Raw genomic sequence first — 22230 nt, forward strand, 5'->3', positions numbered from 1 at the left:
GGACGGCCGGGGCTCTTCCCGTTCCGCGGGGGCCGCTCAGGGCGGCCGCGTCAGGCGGTCGCCGCGTCAGGCGGTCGCCGAGCGGTACTTGCGGACCGACAGCGTCCGGAAGGCCAGGATGATCAGCAGCGACCAGAGGATCGACGCCAGGACGGGGTGCTGCATCGGCCATGCGTCCGAGACGACGCCCTCCGGGTTGCCGAACAGCTGCCGGGCCGCCTGCACCGTGGCGCTGAACGGGTTCCAGTCGGCGATGTGCCCCAGGAAGGCGGGCATCTGGCTGGACGGCACGAACGCGTTCGAGATGAAGGTCAGCGGGAACAGCCAGATCAGCCCGCCGGACGTGGCCGCCTCGGGGGTCCGTACGGACAGACCGATCAGCGCGCCGATCCAGGAGAAGGCGTAGCCGAGGAGAAGCAGCAGCGCGAAGGCACCCAGCGCCTTCACGACGCCCTCGTGGATGCGCCAGCCCACGATGACCGCGACGATCGCCAGCACCACCAGCGTCAGCGCCGTCTGCACCAGATCCGCGAGCGTACGGCCCGTGAGCACCGCGCCGCGCGCCATCGGCAGTGAGCGGAAACGGTCGATCAGCCCCTTGTGCATGTCGTCGGCGATCCCCGCGCCCGCGCCCGCCGTGGCGAAGGTCACGGTCTGCGCGAAGATCCCGCCCATCAGGAACTCGCGATATACGGTCGCGTCCCCGCTGGCCTGCCCGGGCACCATGATCGCGCCACCGAACACATAGCTGAACAGCACCACGAACATAATCGGCTGGATCAGGCCGAAAATGACCACTTCCGGAATCCGCATCATCCGGATCAGATTGCGCTTGGCGACCACCAGCGAGTCCCGGACGGACGCGAGCGGTCCACCGCGCGGCCGGGGGGCGGCGGCGACGGTGGCGCCGGACTCCTCGACAACAGCCATCACTTGTCTCCCTTGTCCGCGCCCGCGCCCACGCTCTTGCCCGCACCCACGCCCGCGCTCTTGCCGTCGCCCGCGGCCTTGTCCGCACCGCCGCCTGCCTGGCCGTCGGCCGCGGCGCCGCCGTCCTCGGCACCATGGCCGGTGAGCGAGATGAAGACGTCGTCGAGGGTCGGGCGGCGCAGCCCGATGTCGTCGATCTCGACCCCACGGGTGTCCAACTCGCGGATGACCTCGGCGAGCAGCTTGGCACCGCCCACCACCGGGACGGTGACCTTGCGAGTGTGCTCCTGCACCATGGTCTCGCCCTTGCCGAGCACTCTCAGCACCTGCTCGGCGATCGCGATGTGCTCGCGCTCGTGCACCACGACCTCCACCCGCTCCCCGCCCGTACGGGCCTTGAGCTGGTCGGAGGTGCCGCGTGCGATGACCCGGCCGCGGTCGATCACGCAGATGTCATGCGCCAGATGGTCCGCCTCCTCCAGATACTGGGTGGTCAGCAGCAACGTCGTACCGCCGGCCACCAGTTCCTGGATGACCTCCCACAGGGCCTGCCGGTTCCGCGGGTCCAGGCCGGTGGTCGGCTCGTCCATGAACATCACGGGCGGGCTGACGACCAGGGCGGCCGCGAGGTCGAGCCGGCGCCGCATGCCGCCGGAGTACGTCTTGGCGGTCCGGTCGGCCGCGTCCGCGAGGTTGAACCGTTCCAGCAGCTCGCTCGCACGGGCCTTCGACTCGTGCGCGCCCATCTGGTAGAGCTGCCCGACCATCTGAAGGTTCTCGCGGCCGGTCAGATATTCGTCGACGGCGGCGAACTGCCCGGACAGCCCGATCGAACGGCGGACCTCGTTGGGGTGCTTGAGTACATCCACCCCCGCGACCACCGCCGATCCGCTGTCCGGACGCAGCAGCGTGGTCAGCACGCGCACCGCGGTGGTCTTGCCCGCGCCGTTGGGCCCGAGCAGTCCGAGGACGGTTCCTTCCGGTACGTCGAGATCGACGCCGTCCAGAGCCTTTACTTTGCCGAAGGTTTTCACCAGGCCCTCGGCATGAATAGCGCCTGGCATGTTGGCACTCCCAGGGGTTCGGTCAGTTGCACGAAGATCGGTTGACGCCATGTGCGACGAATGTTTCTCGCCACGGCGGACAAGCCCCCTCAATCAAGGCACAGCTCCGCCACCCTGTGCAGCGCACGGCGGCAAGTGGATCCGTATCGTATCCTAGACGCGATACATCGCGATATATGGAAAGCGACGAAAACGCGACACCCTCACCGCGTCATCACGGTGTACGCGACACCCTCACGGGGTCATCACGGTGTATCCGGCGCCACGCAGCGCCTCCCGCACCTCATCGCAGTGGGCCGGCCCCTTCGTCTCCAACTGCAGCTCCACCTCCGCCTCACTCAGCCCCAGCCTCGGGTTGGTCCGCACATGGCTGATGTCGAGAACATTGGCATCCGCCACTGACAACGCCCCCAACAACGAGGCCAGCGCCCCCGGCCGGTCCGTGAGCCGCAGCCGCAGCGACAGATAGCGCCCCGCCGCGGCCATGCCGTGCCGCAGGATGCGCTGCATCAGCAGCGGATCCACATTGCCGCCCGAGAGCACCGCCACCACCGGCCCCTCGAAGGACTTGGGCGCCGACAGCAGCGCGGCCACCGGGCTCACGCCCGCCGGCTCCACCACCAGCTTCGCCCGCTCAAGGCTGAGCAGCAGCGCACTGGACAGCTCGTCCTCGCTGACCGTACGGACCTCGTCCACGAGATCGCCAATGATTTTGAACGGAACGTCGCCCGGCCGCCCCACCTTGATGCCGTCGGCCATCGTCACGGGCGCCTCGATCGACACCGGGTGCCCCGCGGCCAGCGAGGGCGGATACGCGGCGGCGCCCTCCGCCTGCACCCCCACCACCCGCACATCCGGCCGCAGCGCCTTCACCGCCAGCGCGACCCCGGCGGCCAGCCCACCCCCGCCGATGCCCACCACGACCGTGCGCACCTCGGGGCACTGCTCCAGGATCTCCAGCCCCACCGTCCCCTGCCCCGCGATGATGTCCGGGTGGTCGAAGGGGTGGATGAAGACGGCACCCGTCTCCTCGGCGTACTCCTGCGCCGCCCGCATCGTCTCGTCCACGATCTGGCCGCACAGCCGGACCTCGGCCCCGTACTCCCGGGTGGCCGCGACCTTCGGCAGCGGCGCGCCCTCGGGCATGAAGACGGTCGAGCGCACCCCCAGCAGCGAGGCGGCGAGCGCGACGCCCTGCGCATGGTTCCCGGCGCTGGCCGCGACGACCCCCGCCGCCCGTTCCTCGGGGCTGAGCCCGGCGATCCGCACATAGGCGCCGCGTAGCTTGAAGGAGCCCGTACGCTGCAGGTTCTCGCACTTGAGATGCACCGGCGAGCCGACCAGGCCGGACAGATAGCGGCTGCCCTCCAACGCGGTGAGCCGGGAGACCCCCGACAGCGTCTTCTGTGCCGCGCGCACATCGTCGAGGGTGATCGCGGAGCGTGCGGGGACGGGGGCAGGGCCGGGCCCGTCCTCGCCGTCGAGTCGTGCAGCCATGGTCACAGTCTCGCAGCTCGCCCCGGACCCGGCGGCCCCGGGCCGATCGGGCTCGGCGACCCGAGCCGACCAGTGCCGGCGACCCAGACCCGATCGGGTCGGCAGGTTTCTGCAGCCCCCGTACGGGCAAGGCCCCGGCCGCGTACTCTGTGCAACATCCCACAGACCACCGCATGAAGTGAGCCCCAGGCCATGCCCACCCAATCGGACATGACGACTCAACTCAACACAGGCGTACTGGATTCGCTCCAGCACCAGGTCGCCGTCTTCGCCCGCCGCGCCGAACAGACTCGGCTCGGTGGCGTCGGCCAGGCCCGCAACTCCATGGACCGAGCCGCGTATCTGCTGCTCAACCGGCTCGACCAGGAAGGCCCGATGGGGGTCAAGGCGCTGGCCGGGGGCATGGGCATCGACTCGTCCACCGTGACCCGCCAGGTCGCCCCGCTGGTCGACTCCGGCATGGTCAAGCGCACTTCGCACCCCGAGGACGGCCGCGCGGTCGTGCTCCAGCTCTCCCCGCGCGGCAAGGCCCGGCTGGAGGAGGTGCGCTCCTCGCGGCGCGAGCTGATGGCCCAGGTGACGGGGGACTGGACGGCGGAGGAGCGCGATCTCTTCTGCGATCTGCTCACCCGTTTCAACACCGCCCTGTCCGCCGCACACGGCGCGGTGCCACAGGAGGCGCCGGCGTCCTGACCCCCTTTTTAGGGGCTCGGTTCGCCTCCGGGGCACTTTGAGCCTCCCCCCGGCTACCGCTGGGAGGTGCCCCAGCCGGGACACCCGGGCGGGCAGTGACCAGAGGCAGACCTCGCGACCCGAGGCAGGCCTCCTGACCCGAGACAGACCTCTTCACCGGGGGCAGACCTCCTGACCAGAGGCAGACCTCGCGACCCGAGCCAGACCTCTTCACCCGGGGCAGACCTCGCGACCCGAGGCAGACCTCTTCACCCGGGGCAGACCTCGCGACCCAGGGCAGACCTCCTGACCAGAGGCAGACCTGGCGACCCGAGCCAGACCTCTTCACCCGGGGCAGACCTCGCGACCCGAGGCAGACCTCTTGACCCAGCGCCGTGCCTGCCGTGTCCTAAAGGAACGGGAGGCGGAGGGCGTGGTGCGAGAGCGTCGGGCAGCGCGGGAGAGCCGCCGGGCCCGGGAATTCGAGGCGTTCGTCGCGGGCGCGGGCGCCCGGCTGCTGCACACCGCCACGCTGCTCACGGGGGAACCGTCGGGGGACACCGAAGCCGCCGAGCGCCTGCTGACCACCGCGCTCGCGCGCACCTACGCCCGCTGGGACCGGCTACGCGGCGAAGATCCGTACGACCGCACCCGCCGGGAGCTCGCCGACCTCTTCGCGCACCGGGCCCGCCGCTACCGCCGCCCGCGCGGCGGCGCGCTGGACCGGCTCACCCCGCAGGAGCGGCTGGTGCTGGTGCTACGGCTGTACGAGGGGATCGCGGAGGAACAGACGGCGGCCGCGCTCGGACTGCCGGCCGAGCGCGTACGGGCGATCTGCACCCGCGCGGTGACGCTGATGCGCTCCACCGCGCGGCGGCGGACCGCCCCCGGGCGGCCTCCGGTCACCGGCCGCCCGGCGGGGGCGGCGCCATGAGTCCAGCCCGGGGCGGCGCCATGAGTCTCGACCGCAAGGAGACCGAGGTCCGCCGGATGCTGGAGGGCCCGCATCCGGCGCTGCCGCCGGATCTGGCGGGGCGGGCGGCCGACCGGGGGCAGCGGCTGCTGCGCCGCCGGCAGGCGGCGCGGGCCGTGGGCTGGATGCTGCTGCTCGCCGCGGCCGTCGCCTTCTCCGTATGGGCGGCGGCCGTCCATCCCTGGACGGCGCCGCCCGCCGACACCACCCCTCCCCTGGAGGGGTGGTGATGACCGGGTACCGGGTACCGGGTCAGGCCAGCGCCTGCGTGAGATCTGCGAGGAGATCGTCGGCCGACTCGATGCCCACCGACAGCCGTACGAGATCGGCGGGCACCTCCAGCGCCGAGCCCGCCGTCGAGGCGTGCGTCATCCGCCCCGGGTGCTCGATCAGCGACTCGACGCCGCCGAGCGACTCCCCGAGCGTGAACAGCTTGGCCCGGTTGCAGACCTCGACCGCCGCCTCCTCGCCGCCCGCGACGCGGAACGACACCATGCCCCCGAACGCCCGCATCTGCTTGGCCGCGACCTCGTGCCCCGCGTGCTCCGGCAGCCCCGGGTAGTAGACCTCGGTCACCTTGGCGTGGGCTGCGAGCATCTGCGCGACGCGGGTGGCGTTCGCGCTGTGCCGGTCCATGCGGACCGCGAGGGTCTTGATGCCGCGCAGCACCAGCCACGAGTCGAAGGGCGCGGCGACGGCGCCCATCGCGTTCTGGTGGAAGGCGAGTTCGTCGCCGAGAGCGGTGTCGGACACGACGAGGGCACCGCCGACGACATCCGAGTGCCCGCCCATGTACTTGGTGGTGGAGTGCACGACGACATCCGCGCCGAGCGCGAGCGGCTGCTGGAGGTACGGGCTGGCGAAGGTGTTGTCGACGACGAGCCGGGCCCCGGCGGTGCGGGCGACATCGGCGACGGCGGCGATGTCGGTGATGCCGAGGAGCGGGTTGCTCGGCGTCTCGACCCAGATCACCTTCGTACGGGGCCGCAGCGCGGCCCGCACCGCCGCCGGGTCGGAGGTGTCGGCCACCGACCACTCCACGCCCCAGCGCTCGACGACCTTGGCGAAGAGGCGGAACGTGCCGCCGTACGCGTCGTTCGGGATCACGACATGGTCGCCGGGCACCAGGAGCGTGCGCAGCAGGCAGTCCTCGGCGGCGAGGCCGGAGGCGAAGGCGAGGCCGCGGCGGCCGCCCTCCAGCGCCGCCAGGTTCTCCTCCAGGGCGGTGCGGGTGGGGTTGGCGGAGCGGCTGTACTCATAGCCGTTCCGGAGGCCGCCCACACCGTCCTGCTTATAGGTGGAGACCTGGTAGATGGGCGGAACGACGGCGCCGGTGAGCGGGTCCGCCTCCTGGCCCGCGTGGATGGCGAGCGTCTCGAAGCTCTGACTGTGCTGGTCGGTCATGGGGCCGAGGGTAATGCCCACCGCCACGGTCCCGCGTTCACCGGCCCCCGGGACGCTTAGGCTGGACCGCAAGCCTTCACGCACGCACGGTCACGACGTCTCACGGGGACACCACATGGAGCTTCTTCTCTTCCTCATCGCCCTCGTCATGATCGGCGGGCTGATCATCGTGCCGGCGGTGCGCCGGCTGCGCGGCGGCCGCGAGGCCATGCGGGGCGCGGCGCGCGCCGGCGACCCCGAGCAGTACGGGTTCGTACCGCGCGAGCGGCTGGACGTACGGCTGCCCGGCCCGGACCGGCAGCTCATCGACGCCCTGGAGGAAGTCCAGGCCCAGCAGGACTGGCAGCCGGCGGCCCGGCTGCTCGCCCTGACCGAGGCCACCTCCGAGCTGCGCTGGCAGCGCGTCCAGACGCTGGCCGGGGCGGCCGCCTACGAACTGGCCCAGGCCCCCGGTCGCGGCGGCATGTGGCTGCGCACCTGGCGGGTCGCCGCCCCCGAGGACCCGGGCGCGGCGGCGGTCCACGCCGAGTTCCTGGTCCGCCAGGCGCTGCTCGACCCGTCCTCGCCCGACTTCCGGATGATCCTGGAGGAGGCCCGGGACGTCTGCCAGGAGGCCGCCCGACTGGCCCCGGACGACCCGGTTCCGTACATCGTCGAACTCGGCGTCGCCCGCGGTCTGGCCTACCGGCAGGCCGACTTCGAGGAACTGTGGTCCAAGGTCACCGAGCGCGCCCCGCACCACATGGGCGCCCATCTGGCCGCCCTGCACTACTGGTGCGAGAAGTGGCACGGCTCCCAGGACCTCGCCGACACCTTCACCCACGCCGCCGCCGGCTCCGCTCCGGAGAAGAGCCTGCTGCCCGCGCTCCCGCTCTTCGCGGTTTTCGAGCACCTGCCCGAGGCCAACCTCGTCCGCACCCTCTACCAGAGCGAGGTCATCACCAAGGCCATCGAGGGCGCCCTCTACGCCGTCCGCCAGGCCCCCGCCGACCACCCGGTGCTCCCCCACGTCCGCCATCTGCTCGTCTGGTTCCTGGTACGGGCGGAGCGGTACGCGGAGGCAATGGAGCAGCTGCGCCACGTCGACGGCCACGTGGGCGCGGTGCCGTGGTCGTACGGGGCGGACCCGGCCGCCGAGTACACCGTCTACCGGGCGCTCGCGGTGGCCGGCTGGGAGGGCCATGGCGGCTCCCCGGCGACCCTGCCGAAGTGAGACGGCGCTGACGCGGCGCGGAATTCGCCGACGCCGACGCCCGTTGTAGAGGATGCAGCCGCAAGCCGCAGAGGAGCCCCTTCATGTTGTTCAGCCGCCACAAGAACCACCTCCCGACCCCCGAGGAGGCTCTGAAGGGCCGCCCCGAACCGACCTTCTCGGTCCCCGACCGCCACACGGTCCTCGGCACCCCGCTCACCGGCCCCTACCCCGAGGGCCTGGCCGTCGCCGACTTCGGCCTCGGCTGCTTCTGGGGCGCGGAGCGCAAGTTCTGGCAGGCCCCGGGCGTCTTCACCACCCTGGTCGGCTACCAGGGCGGCCACACCCAGAACCCCACCTACGAAGAGGTCTGCTCCGGCCTCACCGGCCACACCGAGGCCGTCCGCGTCGTCTACGACCCGGCCGTCACCTCCTACGGCGCCCTCCTGAAGCTCTTCTGGGAGTCCCACGACCCCACCCAGGGCTTCCGCCAGGGCAACGACGTCGGCACCCAGTACCGCTCGGCGATCTACGCCCACTCCCCCGAGCAGCAGACCGAGGCCGAATCCTCCCGCGCCGCCTACCAGTCCGTCCTGACCGGCTCCGGCTACGGCGACATCACCACCGAAATCCTCCCGGCGGGCCCCTTCTACCCAGCCGAGGGATATCACCAGCAGTACTTGGACAAAAACCCGGGCGGCTACTGCGGCATCGGCGGCACGGGCGTCTCCTGCCCGGTCGGCGTGGCCCCGGCCGACGGCTGACCAGGCCGGTGCGCACGACGGCGTACCGGCTGCTGCGGTCTGCCCGGGGGATCGCCATCGACCTCACCGCCGAGGCCCGCCTCACCTCAGCGCCTCAGCACCGCGCCGACCGGCTCGCCCAACGGGTGTGGCCGGACACCACGCCCGTCCGCGAGCATCCGCCCGCCGACCGCTCGGACACTGTCCCCGCCAGAGGGCGAGGAGGCACGCCCTCACTCGTTCGGGCGATGCGATCGGGCTCGCACTCGATACGCTGCTCCCAGGGATCAGAATCTCCCCCATGGGAGCAGCAATGACCACCTCCGCCGCTGGGCAGCCACTCATCCCTCAACCGCCTGCCACTGTCACGGCCCTTCGCCAGGCCGTCGCGCAGATCGCCCCCGCCGCCCTTCCCGCCTTCACGCGGGAGCTGGATCAGGCAGCCGACCAGTCCCGGCACGCTTCCGACCTGGCCCCTCTCCAGCGGTTCATCGCCCAGTGGGCCGTCTACGTCCACATTCAGCGGCAGCCGAATATCGCGAAAGAGTTCCGTCACTGGGAGGACGCTGCCGAGACAGGCGACGCGACGCAGGCCCGACGCGCCGCGTCCGCAATCGGCAAGATCCTGGACGACGCCCACGCCGCGCTCGCCCTCCCACCTCGATGAGCGTCGGCTGGCGCTGGGAGTACGACCCCGATCACGCTCACGTGGCAGGCGGCATCCCCGCTCACGTGGTGACCGAAGTGGAGCGTCTCGCCGGGCAACTGGCCGACCTGGCCGGCATGGGCGTCGATGTCAGCGACTACGGCAACGGCCCGCGGGCAGGGGGGATACGCCGCATGGACGCGGCAGGCGGCTATTTCTTCTTCCTGGTGGCACCACGAGACCAGCTGATCGTGATCGTCCGCATCATGCCACCGTTCCAAGACCTCTAGACGGGCGCCGGGGTCACATGGCAGCGCAGGCTCGGCGGCACGGGCGTCAAGCTAAGTGCCCCGTCCGGAGGCGGCTCGTGCCCCACGGGGATCGCCCCGGCTGACGGCTGAATCTGGGCAAGCGCGAACTATTCAGCCATTGTGAAGCACCGAGGAATACTCACTGCCCCCTGAGCCCATCCATGAGGGATGGGGAGGAGAAAGAAGAGCAGGTTCGGAGGACTCGAACGCTGGTGGGGTGCACTGACAGCCGCGCTGCTCATCGCGGCCTGGATCAACTCGGCAGCCGGTCCAGTCGTTGTGATCACGTTGTCTCTTGCCACCCTCGCGTGGTGTGCCTTCCAGGCTCCCGTCACATGTGGTGCACCTGTGCTGAACCATAATGGCGGTTGCCGGGAGAACGCCTACGGTCTGCTGATGGGCTGCTACCGCCACCAACACCGGTGGCAGAAATTGAAGATGGTGATCTGGCGCCGCCAAATGAGAGAGTTCTGCTCAGGGCTCTTCTCGGATGGTCAGAAGACGATCGTCACCTTGGCGGGTATCGGGAGTCTGCTGTCTGGGCTCGTCGCCTTCATCCCGGGTCTCGCTCTGTGATGGCAGCAGACAGAGCGGGCTCCGGTTTGGTCGTCAAGCCAAGTAGCCCACCCAGCGGTGGCATGCCTCACGGGCACCACCTCCTACTCAGGACTGACACTGCGGCTTCCAGGGCCAGGTGCCACGGGTAGTTCTCCGGTCGGCCCTGGCCCGGCTTGTTGGGGACGAATCCGCCTTCCCCGTATAGGACGTGTACACCCATCGCGCGCAGCGTGGCAACGCTGGTGTCGAACTGCGTGTGCTGGACGTAGGCGGCGTTGACGCATGGCATGGTCACGGTGGGGATTCCCTTGCCGATGGCCTCGGCCACGAATCCCACGATGAACTTCTCGGTGATCCCCAGGGCCCACTGGTTGATTGTGTTGAACGTGGCGGGTGCCAGGACCGCGACATCCGCCGGGGGCCATGCGTCGGGCTCTCGGGGCAGCTTGTACTGGCTGCGCACCGGGTGCCCGGTCAGCTCCTCCAAGGCTGGCAGTTCGTCGTCAAGCCAGCGCGCGGCCGTAGGGGTCAATCCGAGGCACACATCCCAGCCGGCCGCCTGCGCTCGTTCGATGACGCCAGCGATGTTCAGCACAGGCGGGGCAGCGCTGCCGAACAGGTAGAGGACAGGGTTCGCGGTCATGCGGGCAGTCCACCGTGTGGCACCCTCCCTCCGCAAACCCCCGCCGCGCTCGTGGTTGAGATCGCCGTTCGCCGTCTTCTGCCGTGGCCGAGCGGGTAGCGTCTCCGTTGAGTGAGTCATGAAAGGGAGGCATATATGCCGCTCCCCGATGACGAGCACCCGGGCGCTCGGATCGCACATCACCGGAAACGGTCTGGGCTGACTCAGCGTGGGTTGGCTCAGAAGATCCCCTACTCCTACAGCCTCCTCACCCAAGTCGAATCCGGGCACAAGCCAGCCAGCCCCGACCTGGTGGCCGCTGTGGCGAGAGCGCTGTGCATCGACGTCACCGCGCTGACCGGCCAGCCCTACGTCACCGAGCTACAGCAGGATCGGTTGGCGGCGCTGGTCCGCCCGATCCGTGAAGCCCTCGACCTCTACGACCTGGGGGCCGATTCGGCGATCAAGCCTCGTCCCGCTCCTCAGCTCATTGCCGCTGCTCAGACTCTGTGTGAGCAGGTCCGGGCCACAAAGCTCCATGACGCTGCTCTTCATCTCCCCGGCACGATGGCGGAGATCACCACAGCCGCGTATCAGACGCCGTCGTCCGAGTTGTGGGCCGCTCTGTCGAGTACCTACCGCACCGCGCACGACCTGGCCGTGAAGCTGGGCTATTACGACTTGTCCACCGTGGCTCTGGACCGTATGGACTGGGCCGCGTCCCGGGCTTCCGACCCGTTGCTGTCAGCAGTGCGTCAGTACATGCGTGCCCTGGTCTACTTCCGAGAGGGCGAGTACACCATCGGACAGCGACTTGTCGCATCCGGACAGGGGCTGTTGGGGCAAGCTCCGCAGACGCGAGAGCGGCAGGCCGTCGCCGGACAGCTTCACCTCGGGGCAAGCATCATCGCTGCCCGCGCCGAGGACGAAGGCGCGGTGACGACCCACCTCGCAGAGGCCAAGTCCTACGCGGATCGAGTGGGTGAGGCCACGGACGTGCACTGGCTGTCCTTTGGTCCCACGAACGTCAGGCTGCACGCCGTATCCGCTCATGTCGAGATGCGTCACTACGGCGAGGCTCTGCGAGAGGCCGCGAAGGTGCGGATACCAAAGGACTGGCCTGCATCCCGCGCCGCTCATTTCTACGTGGACCAGGCACGGGCTCAGATGGAGGCGGGCCGTAACGAAGCGGCCTTGAAGTCCATCGTCGCCGCGCGCAAACTGGCTCCGCAGCAGACGCGGTATCACTCAGGCGCACGCGAGACCATCAGAAGCCTGATCCACCTGTCCCGGCGTACTCCGGACACCCTCGATCACCTGGCCGCCTGGGTGGGCCTCTGACACTTTCACCGAATTAGCCCCCGGCTTTCACTCAACTGTGAAAGTTGGGGGCTTCGCATGTCACCAGCATGAATACTCAGCCGGTTTACACCGCCACAGGACCCCGGCGACGCGGGCATGCGCCCCGGGGCGTGGCCAACCTGAGGAAGCAGGTCGACATGCGGAACTGTATCGGCAGGTTCTTCGAGCCGTTGAGGAGAGTGTTACGACCCGGCCAGGGACGCCATCGCACGGTTAAGGCAAGTGCGCCGGTGCTCTGCGGGGATGTCCCGACGTTGCGGATGCCGCGTGTGCGACAGGTGTCGACTCCGCGGACGCTGCGCGGGGAAGATGTCGGCCTCGTCCGGCCGTACGCCGTGGCCCATGAGCGGCGGCAGGGACGTGGCCGTGAGGGCTCGCATCGCGTCGCGGTGCTGTGCCCTCCGCACGGGGTGGTGGTGGTCCGATGAGTGCGCAACCGCGGCTGCTGCCCTGGAGCGGCACGAACGGTCAACCCGCCTATCTCGTGACCGACGAAGAGGGCACAGGGCATGTGTCGAAGCTCGCCGACGAGATGGAGGCGTTCCAGCTCCGCATGGCGGCCGAACTGGTGGGTCATGCTCTCGAACTGCTCGGCAACCCCAAGGCGGAAGTGGAAGAGCTGCGCTTTCTCTCGAACCGCATGATCGAGGCGCTGCGTGATGCGCTCCGGATCGCTGAAAGTCGCGGCAGGCGCCTTGGCCTCGCCGACGAGGACGACGGGCCGTATCAAGCGAGTGAGGCGGGCGGATGAGCGATAGCTCGGAAGGCTGGCAAGTCGGTCCCGTACCGGGGCGTGGCCTGCGCCATAGGGAAGACGGCCATCTTGAACTGCCGCTTCACGTCCTCCGCCCTGGTCGCGCGTCTCTGGCTTCGCTGGTGCTGACGGTGGTGGAGGCAGAGCAGTTGCACGCCGCCTTGTGTTACACGCTCGGCGACGCGCCTGCCCCGGCAAACGCTCCGGAGTGCCGAAAGCCGGTCCGTTACCCGGGCGGGCGACAGCAGTACTGAGGTCCGCTCGGTCACAAAAACAACCGAAGAAGCAACACCGGACCACCCCCTTGCCTGGACAGCTTCCGGGGCGGTCCGGCTGGAGATCGATCACGAACCCCGGTGCCGATGGTACCGGGGTCGTTGTCGTGCTCTCGTGCGGCGTCGCCCCATGTTGATGGTCAGACGGCTTGCAGGGAAGGGGACTTGACCAAATGTGCGGCCTGGGGGACGACAGGTTCGACGGTGAAGCGGCAGACCTGGACGCGGGGATATGGGTACGTGGAGTGGACTACGTGAGCGGCTGGCGAGACGCGCGGGAAGCGACGGCCGAACTGAGCGACGCGCTGAGGCTGGTCGGCATGGAGACGGCAGAGATGCGCTTGCGCGCCGCTTCGGGACCGGACGGGGGTGCTCGCGCTGCCCATTACCTCCGGAGTAATCGACGGTGTGACCTCCGCTGGACGAGAGTTGTCACCGCGCAGCGACACCTCATCGCCCAGGAAGGACTCGATCATGCCGCACTTCGAAGGCTCCGACGGGACAAGCCTGTTCTACACCGACTGGGGACAGGGCAAGCCGGTGGTGTTCGTGGCCGGGGCCTGGCTCAGCAGCAGCTCATGGGAGTACCAGATGCTCCCGCTGTCCGAAGAGGGCCTGCGCTGCGTGGCCTTTGACAAGCGGGGGCACGGCCGCTCGGACTGGGTCGGCCACGGCTTCGACTACGACACCCTCGCCGATGATCTCGCGGCGCTGCTCGATCACCTCGACCTCCGCGAGGTGACCCTGGTGGCGCACTCGATGGGCGGTGGGGAGGTGATCCGCTACCTGTCCCGCCACGGCTATGACCGGGTGAGCCGGGTGGTGCTGATCGCGGCCACCGCGCCGTTGATGGTCTGGGGGCCGGACAACCCGGAGGGGATCGACCGGAGCGCCTTCGAGGCCGTGCAGGCGGAGCGGACCAGAGACCGCCCGAGGTGGATGGCCCAGAACGCACAGGCGTTCTTCGGGACTCATCTGGGCAACAAGATCTCCACCGAGCTCATGGAGTGGACAGTGCAGAGGTGCCTTGACTGTTCGGCCAAGGCGGCTGTCGAGGTGATCAGGACTGGGTTCTGCACGGATCTGCGCGAGGAGGCCGGCGCGCTCCAGGTGCCGACCTTGATCATCCACGGCGACGCCGATGCCTCCGCTCCCATCGATCTGTGCGGGCGGCGGCTGGCGAAGCTGGTGCCGGACAACATCTACAAGGAGTACCCCCGAGCGGGGCACGGCATCTTCATCACCCACGCCGATGAACTCAACCAGGACCTGCTCGACTTCATCGGGAACACTTCATCCTGAAGGGGCGGCGGCGCTTCCCGGCAGGTACAGGACACGGTTACCTCAACGGGTCGATTCACCACTCTCCAGAGAGCCGGGCCGCTGCTCAGCCAGAGCTCGGAGAGCTTGGGCGGCTCGTCGGCGGGTGCGGTGCGGGAGCATCCATGCGGCGCGACCCAGTCGACGCACAGGAGCCCGCGCAGTTCGACGGCAAGGCCGAGCTCTTCGCGCAGTTCGCGTCTGGCCGCATCCTCGGGTGATTCGCTCGCCTCGGCCATCCCGCCGGGCCGGTCCCACGTTCAGCGTCGATTCCGGAACCAGCGGTGCCAGGGGCGATGCAGGGCCCGGGGCAGTGGGGGGCTGTCGGCGGGGACGAGCACCGTGTGGGTCCGCAGCGACACCTCGTCCCCGGCGTCGCCAGGGCCGTCGGTGCCATAGGAGCCGTCGTGGGCAGACGGAGGGCCGCCGTTCGGGGGGCCGACTGTGCCTCCTGGGGGGAGCGTCGGAGGCGTGGGGAGCGGCTCGTGCACATGGCCGGTACGCCCCGGCACGAGGGTTTGGTCCGGGCCCCCCTGCGAGGTTGTATGCGACTGTCCGGTGGGTCCTTCCCATGTGCGGTCGGGACTGCCGACCGCACGCGGGGCGGGCAGCTCCGTCAGCCCAGGGGGCCGGCGCTGCGCGTCCCATGCGAAGACCTGGTCCGCCTTTTCCGACGTCTGGCGCTCAATGGCCTCGGGGAGCCACATTCCGTGGGCCAGCGACTGCGATGCGCTGTCCGTCTCGGCCGCAGGCACCATCCCGATCAAGTCGGTGAGGGATGGCCGCTCTTGCGGCTCCTTGGCCAGGCAAGGGCGGACCAATGAGGCAATCTGCTGCGGCAAACCGGTGAGGTCGGGTTCCTCGTGGACGACACGGAAGAGCATCTGTACCGAGGATGCCCCGCCGAACGGGCTGTCGCCCGAGGCAGCGAAGGCCAGAGTGCATCCCAGGGCGAAGACGTCGCTCTCGGGCCCTACCGGGCCGCCCCGAATCTGCTCCGGTGAAATGTAGGCGGGAGTCCCGATCACCATGCCCGTGCGCGTAAGAGGAGTGGTGTCAAGGACTGTGGAGACGCCGAAGTCGATGACTCGAGGACCGTCCCGGGCAAGCAGGACGTTCGAGGGTTTCAGGTCACGGTGCACGATCCCCACCGCATGGATGGATTGCAGTGCTCCGAGGAGCCCGAGCCACAGGGCCAGCAGGGTCGGCGGAGGCAGCGGTCCGAAGATGCCGACCGCCTGATGGAGGGATGGCCCTGGGACATACTCCGTCGCCATCCACAGACGTGGCTCGTCCGCACGACCGGACGCCAGAACGGCGGCGCTGAAACGTCCGCTGACGCTCGACGCCGCCGCCAGCTCCCGCTCGAACCGTCTCCGGAAATCCTGGTCGTCGGCCAGGGAATCGTGCAGCACCTTGATCGCGGCCAACTGCCCAGTCCGGGAACGGCCCAGGTACACCCTGCCCATGCCGCCGGCCCCGAGTCGGCCGAGCAGTTGAAAAGGGCCGATCCGAGCGGGGTCCGAGTGCTCCAGGGCCAAGTCGGTCCCGGAGTTCGGGCTCCCGACGCCGGGCTCGTCTTCCGGTCCCGGCGGGGTCACGGCGCGTCTCCGCGAGCTCCGGTTCTGGTCCCGGCTCCGGTCCCGGCTCCGGTTCCGGTTCCGGTTCCGGTTCCGTAGAAGATCTGTTTCTTGAGCCGCCGGTCCGCCTTCTTGCGCCACCGTGCCAGGAGCGCACGGTTCTCGGTGGCCTCAGGGGACTCGGGTCCGAGTACGCGGACGAGATCCGGCAGGACGGCGTGGAACTGGCGCACGGCTTCGCCTGCATCGCCCTGGACGCCCGTCCAGTGAGCCAGCCTCGCCCGGCTGACGACGGTGGCCCGGTCCTCGGGGCCGAGAACCCACACGAGGTCCCGCACCAGGGAGGTGAAGAGCTGTACTGCCTCAGCCGATGCACCCGTCTCCCCGGTCCAGTGGGCGAGCTGGCTGCGCGCCAGGAGGGTCTCGCGATCGTCGGGCCCCAGCACTCGTACAAGATCCGGCACCGCGGCGACGAACAAGCGCAGCGCTCGTCGTGGCCGCCCGGCGGTCCCCGACCACTGCCCCAGTCGGGACCGGGTGACAAGCGTGTGCCGGTCGTCCGGTCCCAGGATCCAGGACAGGTCCGGTACCAGTCCGGTGAGCAGGCGCACAGCGTATTTGCTTCCGCCCGCCCGTCCGGTCCAGTGCGCCTGGTTGATTCGTCCGGTGAACGTCTCGCGGTCCTCAGCGCCCAGTACACGTGACAGATCAGGTACGAGTTCACCGGTCAGGCGGGCCGCCTCCGCCGGCGCGCCGGCCTCTCCGGTCCAACGAGCCATCCGGGCCCGGCCGATGAGGGTCTCGCGATCGTCGGGGCCGAGGATGCGAGTGAGGTCGGAGACCACGGAGGTGGAGAGCCGCATCGCCTCGAGGTGTCTGCCCGACTCGCCGACCCAGTGGGCGACTTGGCTCCGGCCCGCCAGGGTCGCCCGGTGGTGCCGGCCCAGGACGCGCGTCATGTCGTCGACGGTGGCCTCGGACAGCCGTAGCGCCTCTCCGGCATCTCCCTCGCGGCCGGTCCAGTAGGCAAGGTTGATCCGGCCGACGAGGGTGGCCGGATCGTCGGGTCCGAGGGTTCGGGTGAGGTCGGGCACCACCTCGGTCAGCAGACGTACGGCCTCGTCGGTCTGACCGCACTCGCCTCGGCGACGACCGAGGTCCCGACGGGCGAGCAGGTCCTCCCGGGTGCCCGGGGGCCCGCCGATGTCGGCCTCGGCGACCGATCCACGCCTGCTGCGGCGCCGTGGGCGGGCCAGGATCAACAATTCGGCGGTATCGGTTCCGCATTGCTGCGGCTCGGGCAGCCCCCTGGGAGGCAGAACCCTCTTGAGATGCCGATACAGAGCGCCGAGGGTGACCTCGGCCGATGATGCGGCAGGAATGCCGTCCCGCAGAGCGAGCAGCAGCTCACCGGTGAAGGCGGTGTGTCGTTCTTCCTCGTCGTACCGGGCGGGCTCGTTCGCCGCGGCCGACGTGAGCGTATAGGTGCCCGCGATCTCCATCTGGTCGATGAGAGGCTCGTGCGCGCCAGAAAGGCCGCCCGTGATGGCACGTCCTGAAAAACAGCAGTCGAGTACCAGGACCCGATTACGCGCCGGACTGGCCAAAAACGCCTCACGGATCCCTTGGAACGGGAAGGCCGTGAAGGACGGAGCCTCAGCGATGGATTTGGACAGACCGAGATACAACTCACGGCGCTCGTAGCCGATCAGGCCATGACCCGCGTAGTAGACGAGGAAGACGTCCTCGGCCTGACGGGCCGCCTCCAGGAGGGGAATCCCCAGATCCCGTGGTGTGGCCGGATCGAACACGGCCCGGGTGTTCTCGACGGAGAACGCTCCGGGCCGGCCTTCGGTGAGCAGCCGCTGCAGATCACGGACGTTGTTGCGGACGGCGGAGACGTCCGGCAGCGAGGAGTCTTCGGTGTACTCGGCCGCTCCGATCAGTACGGCGCGTGAGCGGGCCGGGTCGGGTGGGCGCATCATGGTCACCCCTCCGCATCGGATGACTCGCCCAGAGCAGAGGTACTGCCGTCGGGGAGTGCGCCCGAGACCTCGCCCGCGTCCGAATGCAGTGCCGTCCTCAGCAGGCTCTCGACCGCGTCGAGACTCTTCGTGTGCTGGACCGTCACTTCCGTACGTGTTCCATCGGGGGCCACCACTCTGACCTTTACGGTGCTGCGACGCGGCTGCCGCAAGTACACCGCCAGCGCCCTGGCCAGGGCGGTCACTGCGCCTCCGGTGCCCACCGCGACCACGAGCGTGTCGCCCCAAGCCCCCAGTTCACCCGAGTCGGGTGCGACGGGCTGAACGTGTACCCGCCCACGCAGTGGCACTTCTTCATTGAGCCAGTCTCTGAGGTCCCCAACCGAGTCGGGCCCGTCGGAGCCGTTCACTACAAGAAGGGATCGCATGGCAGACCGCCTCTCCACCGCACGCCTGATTCCAACGGGCCCGCGGATGGGCCCCCCGTGTCCCGATCCTCACCTCAGTGTGCCACTCGGACGACCGCGAGGAACATGGATGGGGGCAGGGCCCCTCTTGAGACTTACGTTGGCGTTGACGGTTCGATCAGCGATCGAGGACAGGTGTGAGGGCGGCGGGGCTCCTTGTACGCACGGCTCCCAGCCCCGAAGTGGCTGCCGGTTGCGGGCCTGCCAGTCAGCGACTCATGGCCCGGTCCCGCGTCACGATCCGTATGGCTGGTGGCCCTCGCCGTGATCCCCGATTGGCCTTGTAGCGCTCGACAGGGCATCGCTCCGTTGGACGAGTGACCGAACCGCGCGCTTGGCGTTCCACCGCCGACGTGCAGCGCTCCACCGCCGACGTGCATGAGATCCCGCCTCGCCGGGCATGCCCGATCGGGGTAACTCGCTGGAGGAGGCTGGCCGGGGATGGGCGCCGAGACTGTTATCGCGGTGTGTGCTGTCGTGGTTGCCGCGGCTTCACTTGCTGTCTCGGTCTCCGAGGCGCGGGCGACACGGCAGCACAATCGTCACTCCGTGCGGCCCATCCTCCAATTGCATTGGGGCTTTCCTCAGGGCCGTAGAGCAGGGGTAAGACTCATCAATGCGGGACTCGGCCCGGCGGTGATCGTCAGCTCTACTCTGGTTGTCGACGATGAAGTGATCGGTGTGTGGAACAAGGTCAACGTCGACCGAATACGTGATGACCTTTCCATCCGGCCGTCCGCCGTGACCTTCAGTGAGACAGACGTCCTCGCCGTCGGCTACGAGGAGTACCTGCTGAGCGTGGCCAACTATGAACCACAGGCTCACGCCGAGTTCAAAGAATTGATCAGCCGGCGCCTCTCTCTGGTGATCCGCTACGAATCCCTCTACGGCGGGGAGGACTATCAGGTGACTCTGTCTCCCAGCGCCAGAGGGAGAGACCGGTCGCACCCGGTCACATGACGCGACAGGCTCGCCGGCACGGGCGTCAAGCCAGGTGACCCCGTCGGACGGTGGGTCCTGCCCCCTGACGGGGAGTTCGAAAACCAATGGCCGAACGGAACGGGCGGCACCACCCTGTACGCCATGGAACAAGCACAACGTGAGATCCGTGCGCTCTACACGGCATCCACGATCACCGTCTACCAGGCGTACTCCCCGGAGCTCGGCCTGCCCGCCGTCCGGAAGGGCCGGTTCCCCGCCGCGTGGAAGCGGGACCGGATGACGTGGACCATGCAGTGCTCATAGCCTTTTTCCATGGCTGAAGACAACAACGACCAGCAGACGGACGCCCGGTTACGGCGAGCCCTCCGGGCCAGGCAGGCGGCCGGCGGGCAGAGGGCGAAGAATCATCGGGCCGATTGGGCGGGGGAGTCGGCGGCGATCTACTGCCGCATCTCCCATGCGAACGACGACGACCAGACGGGCGTGGAACGCCAGGAGAGCATCTGTCGCGAGGTGGCAGACCGTCTCGGGCTCGTCGTGGACGAAGACCGGGTCTTCGTGGACAACAACCGGTCGGCATGGCAGCGGAAGCGCAAGCGACCAGGGTGGGATGCGCTACTTGCCGAGGCCGGCGAAGGCCGTGTACGTCACGTCCTCACATACCACCCGGACCGGCTCATGCGGCAGCCGCGCGATCTCGAAGAGCTGTTGCAGATCGCCGACGATCACGACATCACGCTGCACGGCCAGGGAACCGGCGCGATCTCGCCGACCCCGATGACCGTTTCTTCCTGCGGATCGAAGTCGCGCACGCATGCCGGTCGAGTGACGACACGTCGCGCCGACTGATCGACTCCATGATCGACCGTGTGCAGGACGGGAGGCCGCACACGGGCAAGCGACGCTACGGGTACGACAAGACCGGCACGGTGATCGTCCCTGAAGAGGCCGTGATCGTACGGGAGATCTTCACGCGCTATCTGGACGGAGTCAGCCCGGTCCGACTGGCCAAGGAACTGTACGAGCGGGGCGAGAAGACCGCCGAAGGACGCAGCTGGAGTGCCCCGCGAGTGCGAGACGTTCTCGACAGTCGCCAAGTCGCCGGGATCCGTGTCTTCCGGGGTGAGGAGGTCGGGGACGGTGAGTGGCCCGCGATCATTGACCGGGGCATGTGGCTCGAAGTCCGAGAGCGACGCGCCTACCGCGCTGCGAAACTGGCGGACGGCAAGCAGCCGCCCAGGTTCTACCTGTTGCGTGGCGTTGTCACCTGCACGGCGTGCGGCGGGATCATGGGCGGATCAGGAGGAAGCGGCGCCAAGTACGTCTGCAATCGCCGCACCCATCGGCTTGACGCTCCGCGCTGCAACAGGGTCGTCTCTGCTCCGATCCTGGAGGAGTTCGTGTGCGAGGCCGCCATCAACCTCCTTGAGCGGCTTGACCTGTCAGAGGCGCCGACGCCCTCAGAACTGTCCGAAGAGGACCGGGCAGCCGTCGAGGCCGACCGACGCGAACTCAACGAACTCAAGGACATGTGGCAGAAGCAGGAGTTGAAGACGCGGAAGCCAGGACCCCGACGAGTCCAAGTCGGGGAGTGCGGCTGGGGGACGACTCGCTTGCCGAACGTGCCGATGAGCACGGCAGCTTGACCTGACTGAATGTTGACAAGTCGCTGCGGTCAGTCACGGAATCCGATAATCTGTCGCACCTACCCCATCGGGTGACAGCTCCATCTTGAGTCCCGTGGGGTGCTCTCAATTCCAGCTGAAGGAAACGAGCTAGAGCGACACATGACAGCGATTGTGGGGCGCCGAGACGGCGGGTTCAACGCCCTAAAGGGTTTCGTTTTCCAGTTCGATGCTTCCTTGCTCGAGATTTATAAAGAGCCAAGTAGGAAATTCCAGATCGAAGGAGAGCAAGACCTAAGTGTTGAAGACTCATACATTCAAGTTAAGCATCGGAACCAGAAATTTTCGCATGCTGCAATCGCTGGCGCCGTCAGGCAGATGATCGATCAATTCTCGACGGATCGAGAGAAGCGTTTTCTTCTTTACTGCTACTTCCAGGATAGAGTTCCCGGAAGTGAGCTCAGTCTAGACGTCTCTGACCTTAGGGCAATCTCTGATAAGGGGTCAGAGGAGTTCTCGGATGACCTGCTAGAGGAGTTCTCCAAGTGCCTCACGATTCGCTTCTCTGTTGACTACAAGGAGCAGTTCAAAGAAGTTGTTGCTCTCTTGATGCGCGAGCACTATCTGCAAACGGAAGCGGAAGCCGTCGCCTGCCATGCAGTGATCCAGAAGTATTTGCTCGATCTGGTAGTAAATAATCCGCCAGAAGCCCGATTGGTGTCAGGAGACAAGCTTCGCGAGATTGTGAACACAGCTCGCTCGTCGATCTTTCATTCTGCATACCAGAAGCTTCTAGGCAACGAACGGTACCTGAAACTTCTGAAATCGGAGGTGGTGCAGCGAGGTATCAATCTTCCGAAGCGGGAACGATTGTTTGTCGTTGAATCCGGACCATTGGTCAATGAGCACGATCTCGTGGATATTGCCGTGGCAGTACGCGACAGGTTCTACCGGAAACACAATGCCTTCACTCCGTACCTCGTATTCCGTGGGATTGGTGATCTATCGAGAGTCAAAGGTCTGTTGATCGATGCCGAAGTGAAGATATTTGACGGCACCTACTTTAATGGGGATAGGCTGAGGCTACGTGATCTAACGGATCCCAAAAACGGGCGCGCCGTAGAGCTTAAGATCTCGGGCGAGGAAAACATCCCCGGGATCATGGAAATGGCAAGTTTTGCCGACATCTACGACTTCTTCGTGTCCTCTCCTTCGAGTCTCATCCGTGAAGGCGCCGGCGCCAGGGTCTATCGGCGTTTCGTTCAGAGTACTCACGACATCGTGAAAGTTATTAGATAGGTGGATTCT

At 68.0% G+C, this 22230-nt stretch carries 23 protein-coding genes and 2 pseudogenes; 16 read left to right on the top strand and 9 right to left on the bottom strand.

The window, feature by feature from the left end; translation table 11 throughout:
• Positions 1–66: 66 nt before the first annotated feature.
• From ABZU99_RS02630 to ilvA, 3 genes are all read right to left on the bottom strand, one after another.
• On the bottom strand, positions 67–930 hold the full coding sequence (locus tag ABZU99_RS02630) for an ABC transporter permease (RefSeq protein WP_355943529.1): 864 nt from the start codon (positions 928–930) through the stop codon (positions 67–69).
• On the bottom strand, positions 930–1994 hold the full coding sequence (locus ABZU99_RS02635; protein WP_355943531.1) for an ATP-binding cassette domain-containing protein: 1065 nt from the start codon (positions 1992–1994) through the stop codon (positions 930–932). Before ABZU99_RS02635 ends, ABZU99_RS02630 begins: the two co-directional genes overlap by 1 nt.
• Before the next feature lie 234 nt (positions 1995–2228).
• Positions 2229–3491 (bottom strand): threonine ammonia-lyase, encoded by a 1263-nt coding sequence (gene ilvA, locus ABZU99_RS02640; RefSeq protein ID WP_355943533.1) that lies wholly within the window; start codon positions 3489–3491, stop codon positions 2229–2231.
• A 192-nt stretch (positions 3492–3683) separates the two neighbouring features.
• On the opposite strand from ilvA, the gene ABZU99_RS02645 reads away from it, so the two are divergent.
• From ABZU99_RS02645 to ABZU99_RS02655, 3 genes are all read left to right on the top strand, one after another.
• Complete coding sequence (locus tag ABZU99_RS02645) at positions 3684–4184, top strand: MarR family transcriptional regulator (protein WP_355943535.1); 501 nt, start codon at positions 3684–3686, stop codon at positions 4182–4184.
• Between the two features lie 415 nt (positions 4185–4599).
• Entirely contained in the window at positions 4600–5097 is a 498-nt protein-coding gene (locus ABZU99_RS02650; protein ID WP_356044228.1) for a sigma factor-like helix-turn-helix DNA-binding protein, read from the top strand.
• Between the two features lie 20 nt (positions 5098–5117).
• Positions 5118–5366 (top strand): hypothetical protein, encoded by a 249-nt coding sequence (locus tag ABZU99_RS02655; RefSeq protein WP_355943537.1) that lies wholly within the window; start codon positions 5118–5120, stop codon positions 5364–5366.
• 22 nt (positions 5367–5388) lie between these two features.
• Here the strand turns inward: ABZU99_RS02655 and ABZU99_RS02660 are convergent, their stop codons facing one another.
• Complete coding sequence (locus ABZU99_RS02660; RefSeq protein WP_355943539.1) at positions 5389–6540, bottom strand: cystathionine gamma-synthase; 1152 nt, start codon at positions 6538–6540, stop codon at positions 5389–5391.
• Positions 6541–6655: 115 nt separating this feature from the next.
• Between ABZU99_RS02660 and ABZU99_RS02665 the strand changes: the two genes are divergently transcribed.
• From ABZU99_RS02665 to ABZU99_RS02685, 5 genes are all read left to right on the top strand, one after another.
• The gene (locus tag ABZU99_RS02665) at positions 6656–7753 is read left to right on the top strand and encodes a hypothetical protein (protein WP_355943541.1); all 1098 of its coding nucleotides are present in this window, start codon (positions 6656–6658) and stop codon (positions 7751–7753) included.
• Between the two features lie 83 nt (positions 7754–7836).
• Positions 7837–8496, top strand: coding sequence for a peptide-methionine (S)-S-oxide reductase MsrA (gene msrA, locus ABZU99_RS02670; protein WP_355943543.1), 660 nt, complete (start codon positions 7837–7839; stop codon positions 8494–8496).
• Between the two features lie 292 nt (positions 8497–8788).
• On the top strand, positions 8789–9142 hold the full coding sequence (locus ABZU99_RS02675; protein ID WP_355943672.1) for a DUF6247 family protein: 354 nt from the start codon (positions 8789–8791) through the stop codon (positions 9140–9142).
• A complete protein-coding gene (locus ABZU99_RS02680; protein ID WP_355943545.1) occupies positions 9139–9411 on the top strand; it encodes a hypothetical protein in 273 nt (90 codons plus the stop codon). Before ABZU99_RS02675 ends, ABZU99_RS02680 begins: the two co-directional genes overlap by 4 nt.
• A gap of 189 nt (positions 9412–9600) precedes the next feature.
• Positions 9601–10008: a hypothetical protein gene (locus tag ABZU99_RS02685; RefSeq protein WP_355943547.1), complete on the top strand. Its 408-nt coding sequence runs from the start codon at positions 9601–9603 to the stop codon at positions 10006–10008.
• A gap of 67 nt (positions 10009–10075) precedes the next feature.
• On the opposite strand, the gene ABZU99_RS02690 is transcribed toward ABZU99_RS02685, so the two are convergent.
• Positions 10076–10633, bottom strand: coding sequence for a flavoprotein (locus ABZU99_RS02690; RefSeq protein ID WP_355943549.1), 558 nt, complete (start codon positions 10631–10633; stop codon positions 10076–10078).
• 135 nt (positions 10634–10768) lie between these two features.
• Here ABZU99_RS02690 and ABZU99_RS02695 point away from each other — a divergent pair, with 135 nt between their 5' ends.
• The 3 genes from ABZU99_RS02695 (at position 10769) to ABZU99_RS02705 (ending at position 14305) form a co-directional block, all read left to right on the top strand.
• Positions 10769–11953 carry a helix-turn-helix transcriptional regulator gene (locus ABZU99_RS02695; protein ID WP_355943551.1) on the top strand — a complete coding sequence of 395 codons (1185 nt, stop codon included), beginning with the start codon at positions 10769–10771 and terminating at the stop codon, positions 11951–11953.
• A 445-nt stretch (positions 11954–12398) separates the two neighbouring features.
• The gene (locus tag ABZU99_RS02700) at positions 12399–12725 is read left to right on the top strand and encodes a hypothetical protein (RefSeq protein WP_355943553.1); all 327 of its coding nucleotides are present in this window, start codon (positions 12399–12401) and stop codon (positions 12723–12725) included.
• A 752-nt stretch (positions 12726–13477) separates the two neighbouring features.
• Positions 13478–14305 carry an alpha/beta hydrolase gene (locus tag ABZU99_RS02705; RefSeq protein WP_355943555.1) on the top strand — a complete coding sequence of 276 codons (828 nt, stop codon included), beginning with the start codon at positions 13478–13480 and terminating at the stop codon, positions 14303–14305.
• Between the two features lie 140 nt (positions 14306–14445).
• On the opposite strand, the pseudogene ABZU99_RS02710 reads toward ABZU99_RS02705, so the two are convergent.
• From ABZU99_RS02710 to ABZU99_RS02725, 4 genes and pseudogenes are all read right to left on the bottom strand, one after another.
• A pseudogene (locus ABZU99_RS02710) lies at positions 14446–14580 on the bottom strand (NUDIX domain-containing protein); the annotation flags it as partial.
• A 3-nt stretch (positions 14581–14583) separates the two neighbouring features.
• A complete protein-coding gene (locus ABZU99_RS02715; RefSeq protein WP_355943557.1) occupies positions 14584–15924 on the bottom strand; it encodes a serine/threonine-protein kinase in 1341 nt (446 codons plus the stop codon).
• Positions 15921–17888: a caspase family protein gene (locus ABZU99_RS02720; protein WP_355943559.1), complete on the bottom strand. Its 1968-nt coding sequence runs from the start codon at positions 17886–17888 to the stop codon at positions 15921–15923. Before ABZU99_RS02720 ends, ABZU99_RS02715 begins: the two co-directional genes overlap by 4 nt.
• Before the next feature lie 2 nt (positions 17889–17890).
• Positions 17891–18316: a hypothetical protein gene (locus ABZU99_RS02725; protein ID WP_355943561.1), complete on the bottom strand. Its 426-nt coding sequence runs from the start codon at positions 18314–18316 to the stop codon at positions 17891–17893.
• Between the two features lie 480 nt (positions 18317–18796).
• On the opposite strand from ABZU99_RS02725, the gene ABZU99_RS02730 reads away from it, so the two are divergent.
• The 5 genes and pseudogenes from ABZU99_RS02730 to ABZU99_RS02750 all read left to right on the top strand — a co-directional run bounded on the left by ABZU99_RS02730 (position 18797) and on the right by ABZU99_RS02750 (position 22221).
• Complete coding sequence (locus ABZU99_RS02730; protein ID WP_355943562.1) at positions 18797–19315, top strand: hypothetical protein; 519 nt, start codon at positions 18797–18799, stop codon at positions 19313–19315.
• Between the two features lie 123 nt (positions 19316–19438).
• Positions 19439–19582: pseudogene (locus ABZU99_RS02735) on the top strand (DUF4291 family protein); the annotation flags it as partial.
• Between the two features lie 27 nt (positions 19583–19609).
• On the top strand, positions 19610–20146 hold the full coding sequence (locus tag ABZU99_RS02740; RefSeq protein WP_355943564.1) for a recombinase family protein: 537 nt from the start codon (positions 19610–19612) through the stop codon (positions 20144–20146).
• An 8-nt stretch (positions 20147–20154) separates the two neighbouring features.
• The gene (locus ABZU99_RS02745; protein WP_355943566.1) at positions 20155–20943 is read left to right on the top strand and encodes a recombinase family protein; all 789 of its coding nucleotides are present in this window, start codon (positions 20155–20157) and stop codon (positions 20941–20943) included.
• A gap of 141 nt (positions 20944–21084) precedes the next feature.
• Positions 21085–22221 (top strand): hypothetical protein, encoded by a 1137-nt coding sequence (locus ABZU99_RS02750; RefSeq protein WP_355943568.1) that lies wholly within the window; start codon positions 21085–21087, stop codon positions 22219–22221.
• Positions 22222–22230: the final 9 nt, after the last annotated feature.

The sequence above is a fragment of the Streptomyces sp. NPDC005266 genome (assembly GCF_040607655.1).
GTDB lineage: Bacteria > Actinomycetota > Actinomycetes > Streptomycetales > Streptomycetaceae > Streptomyces.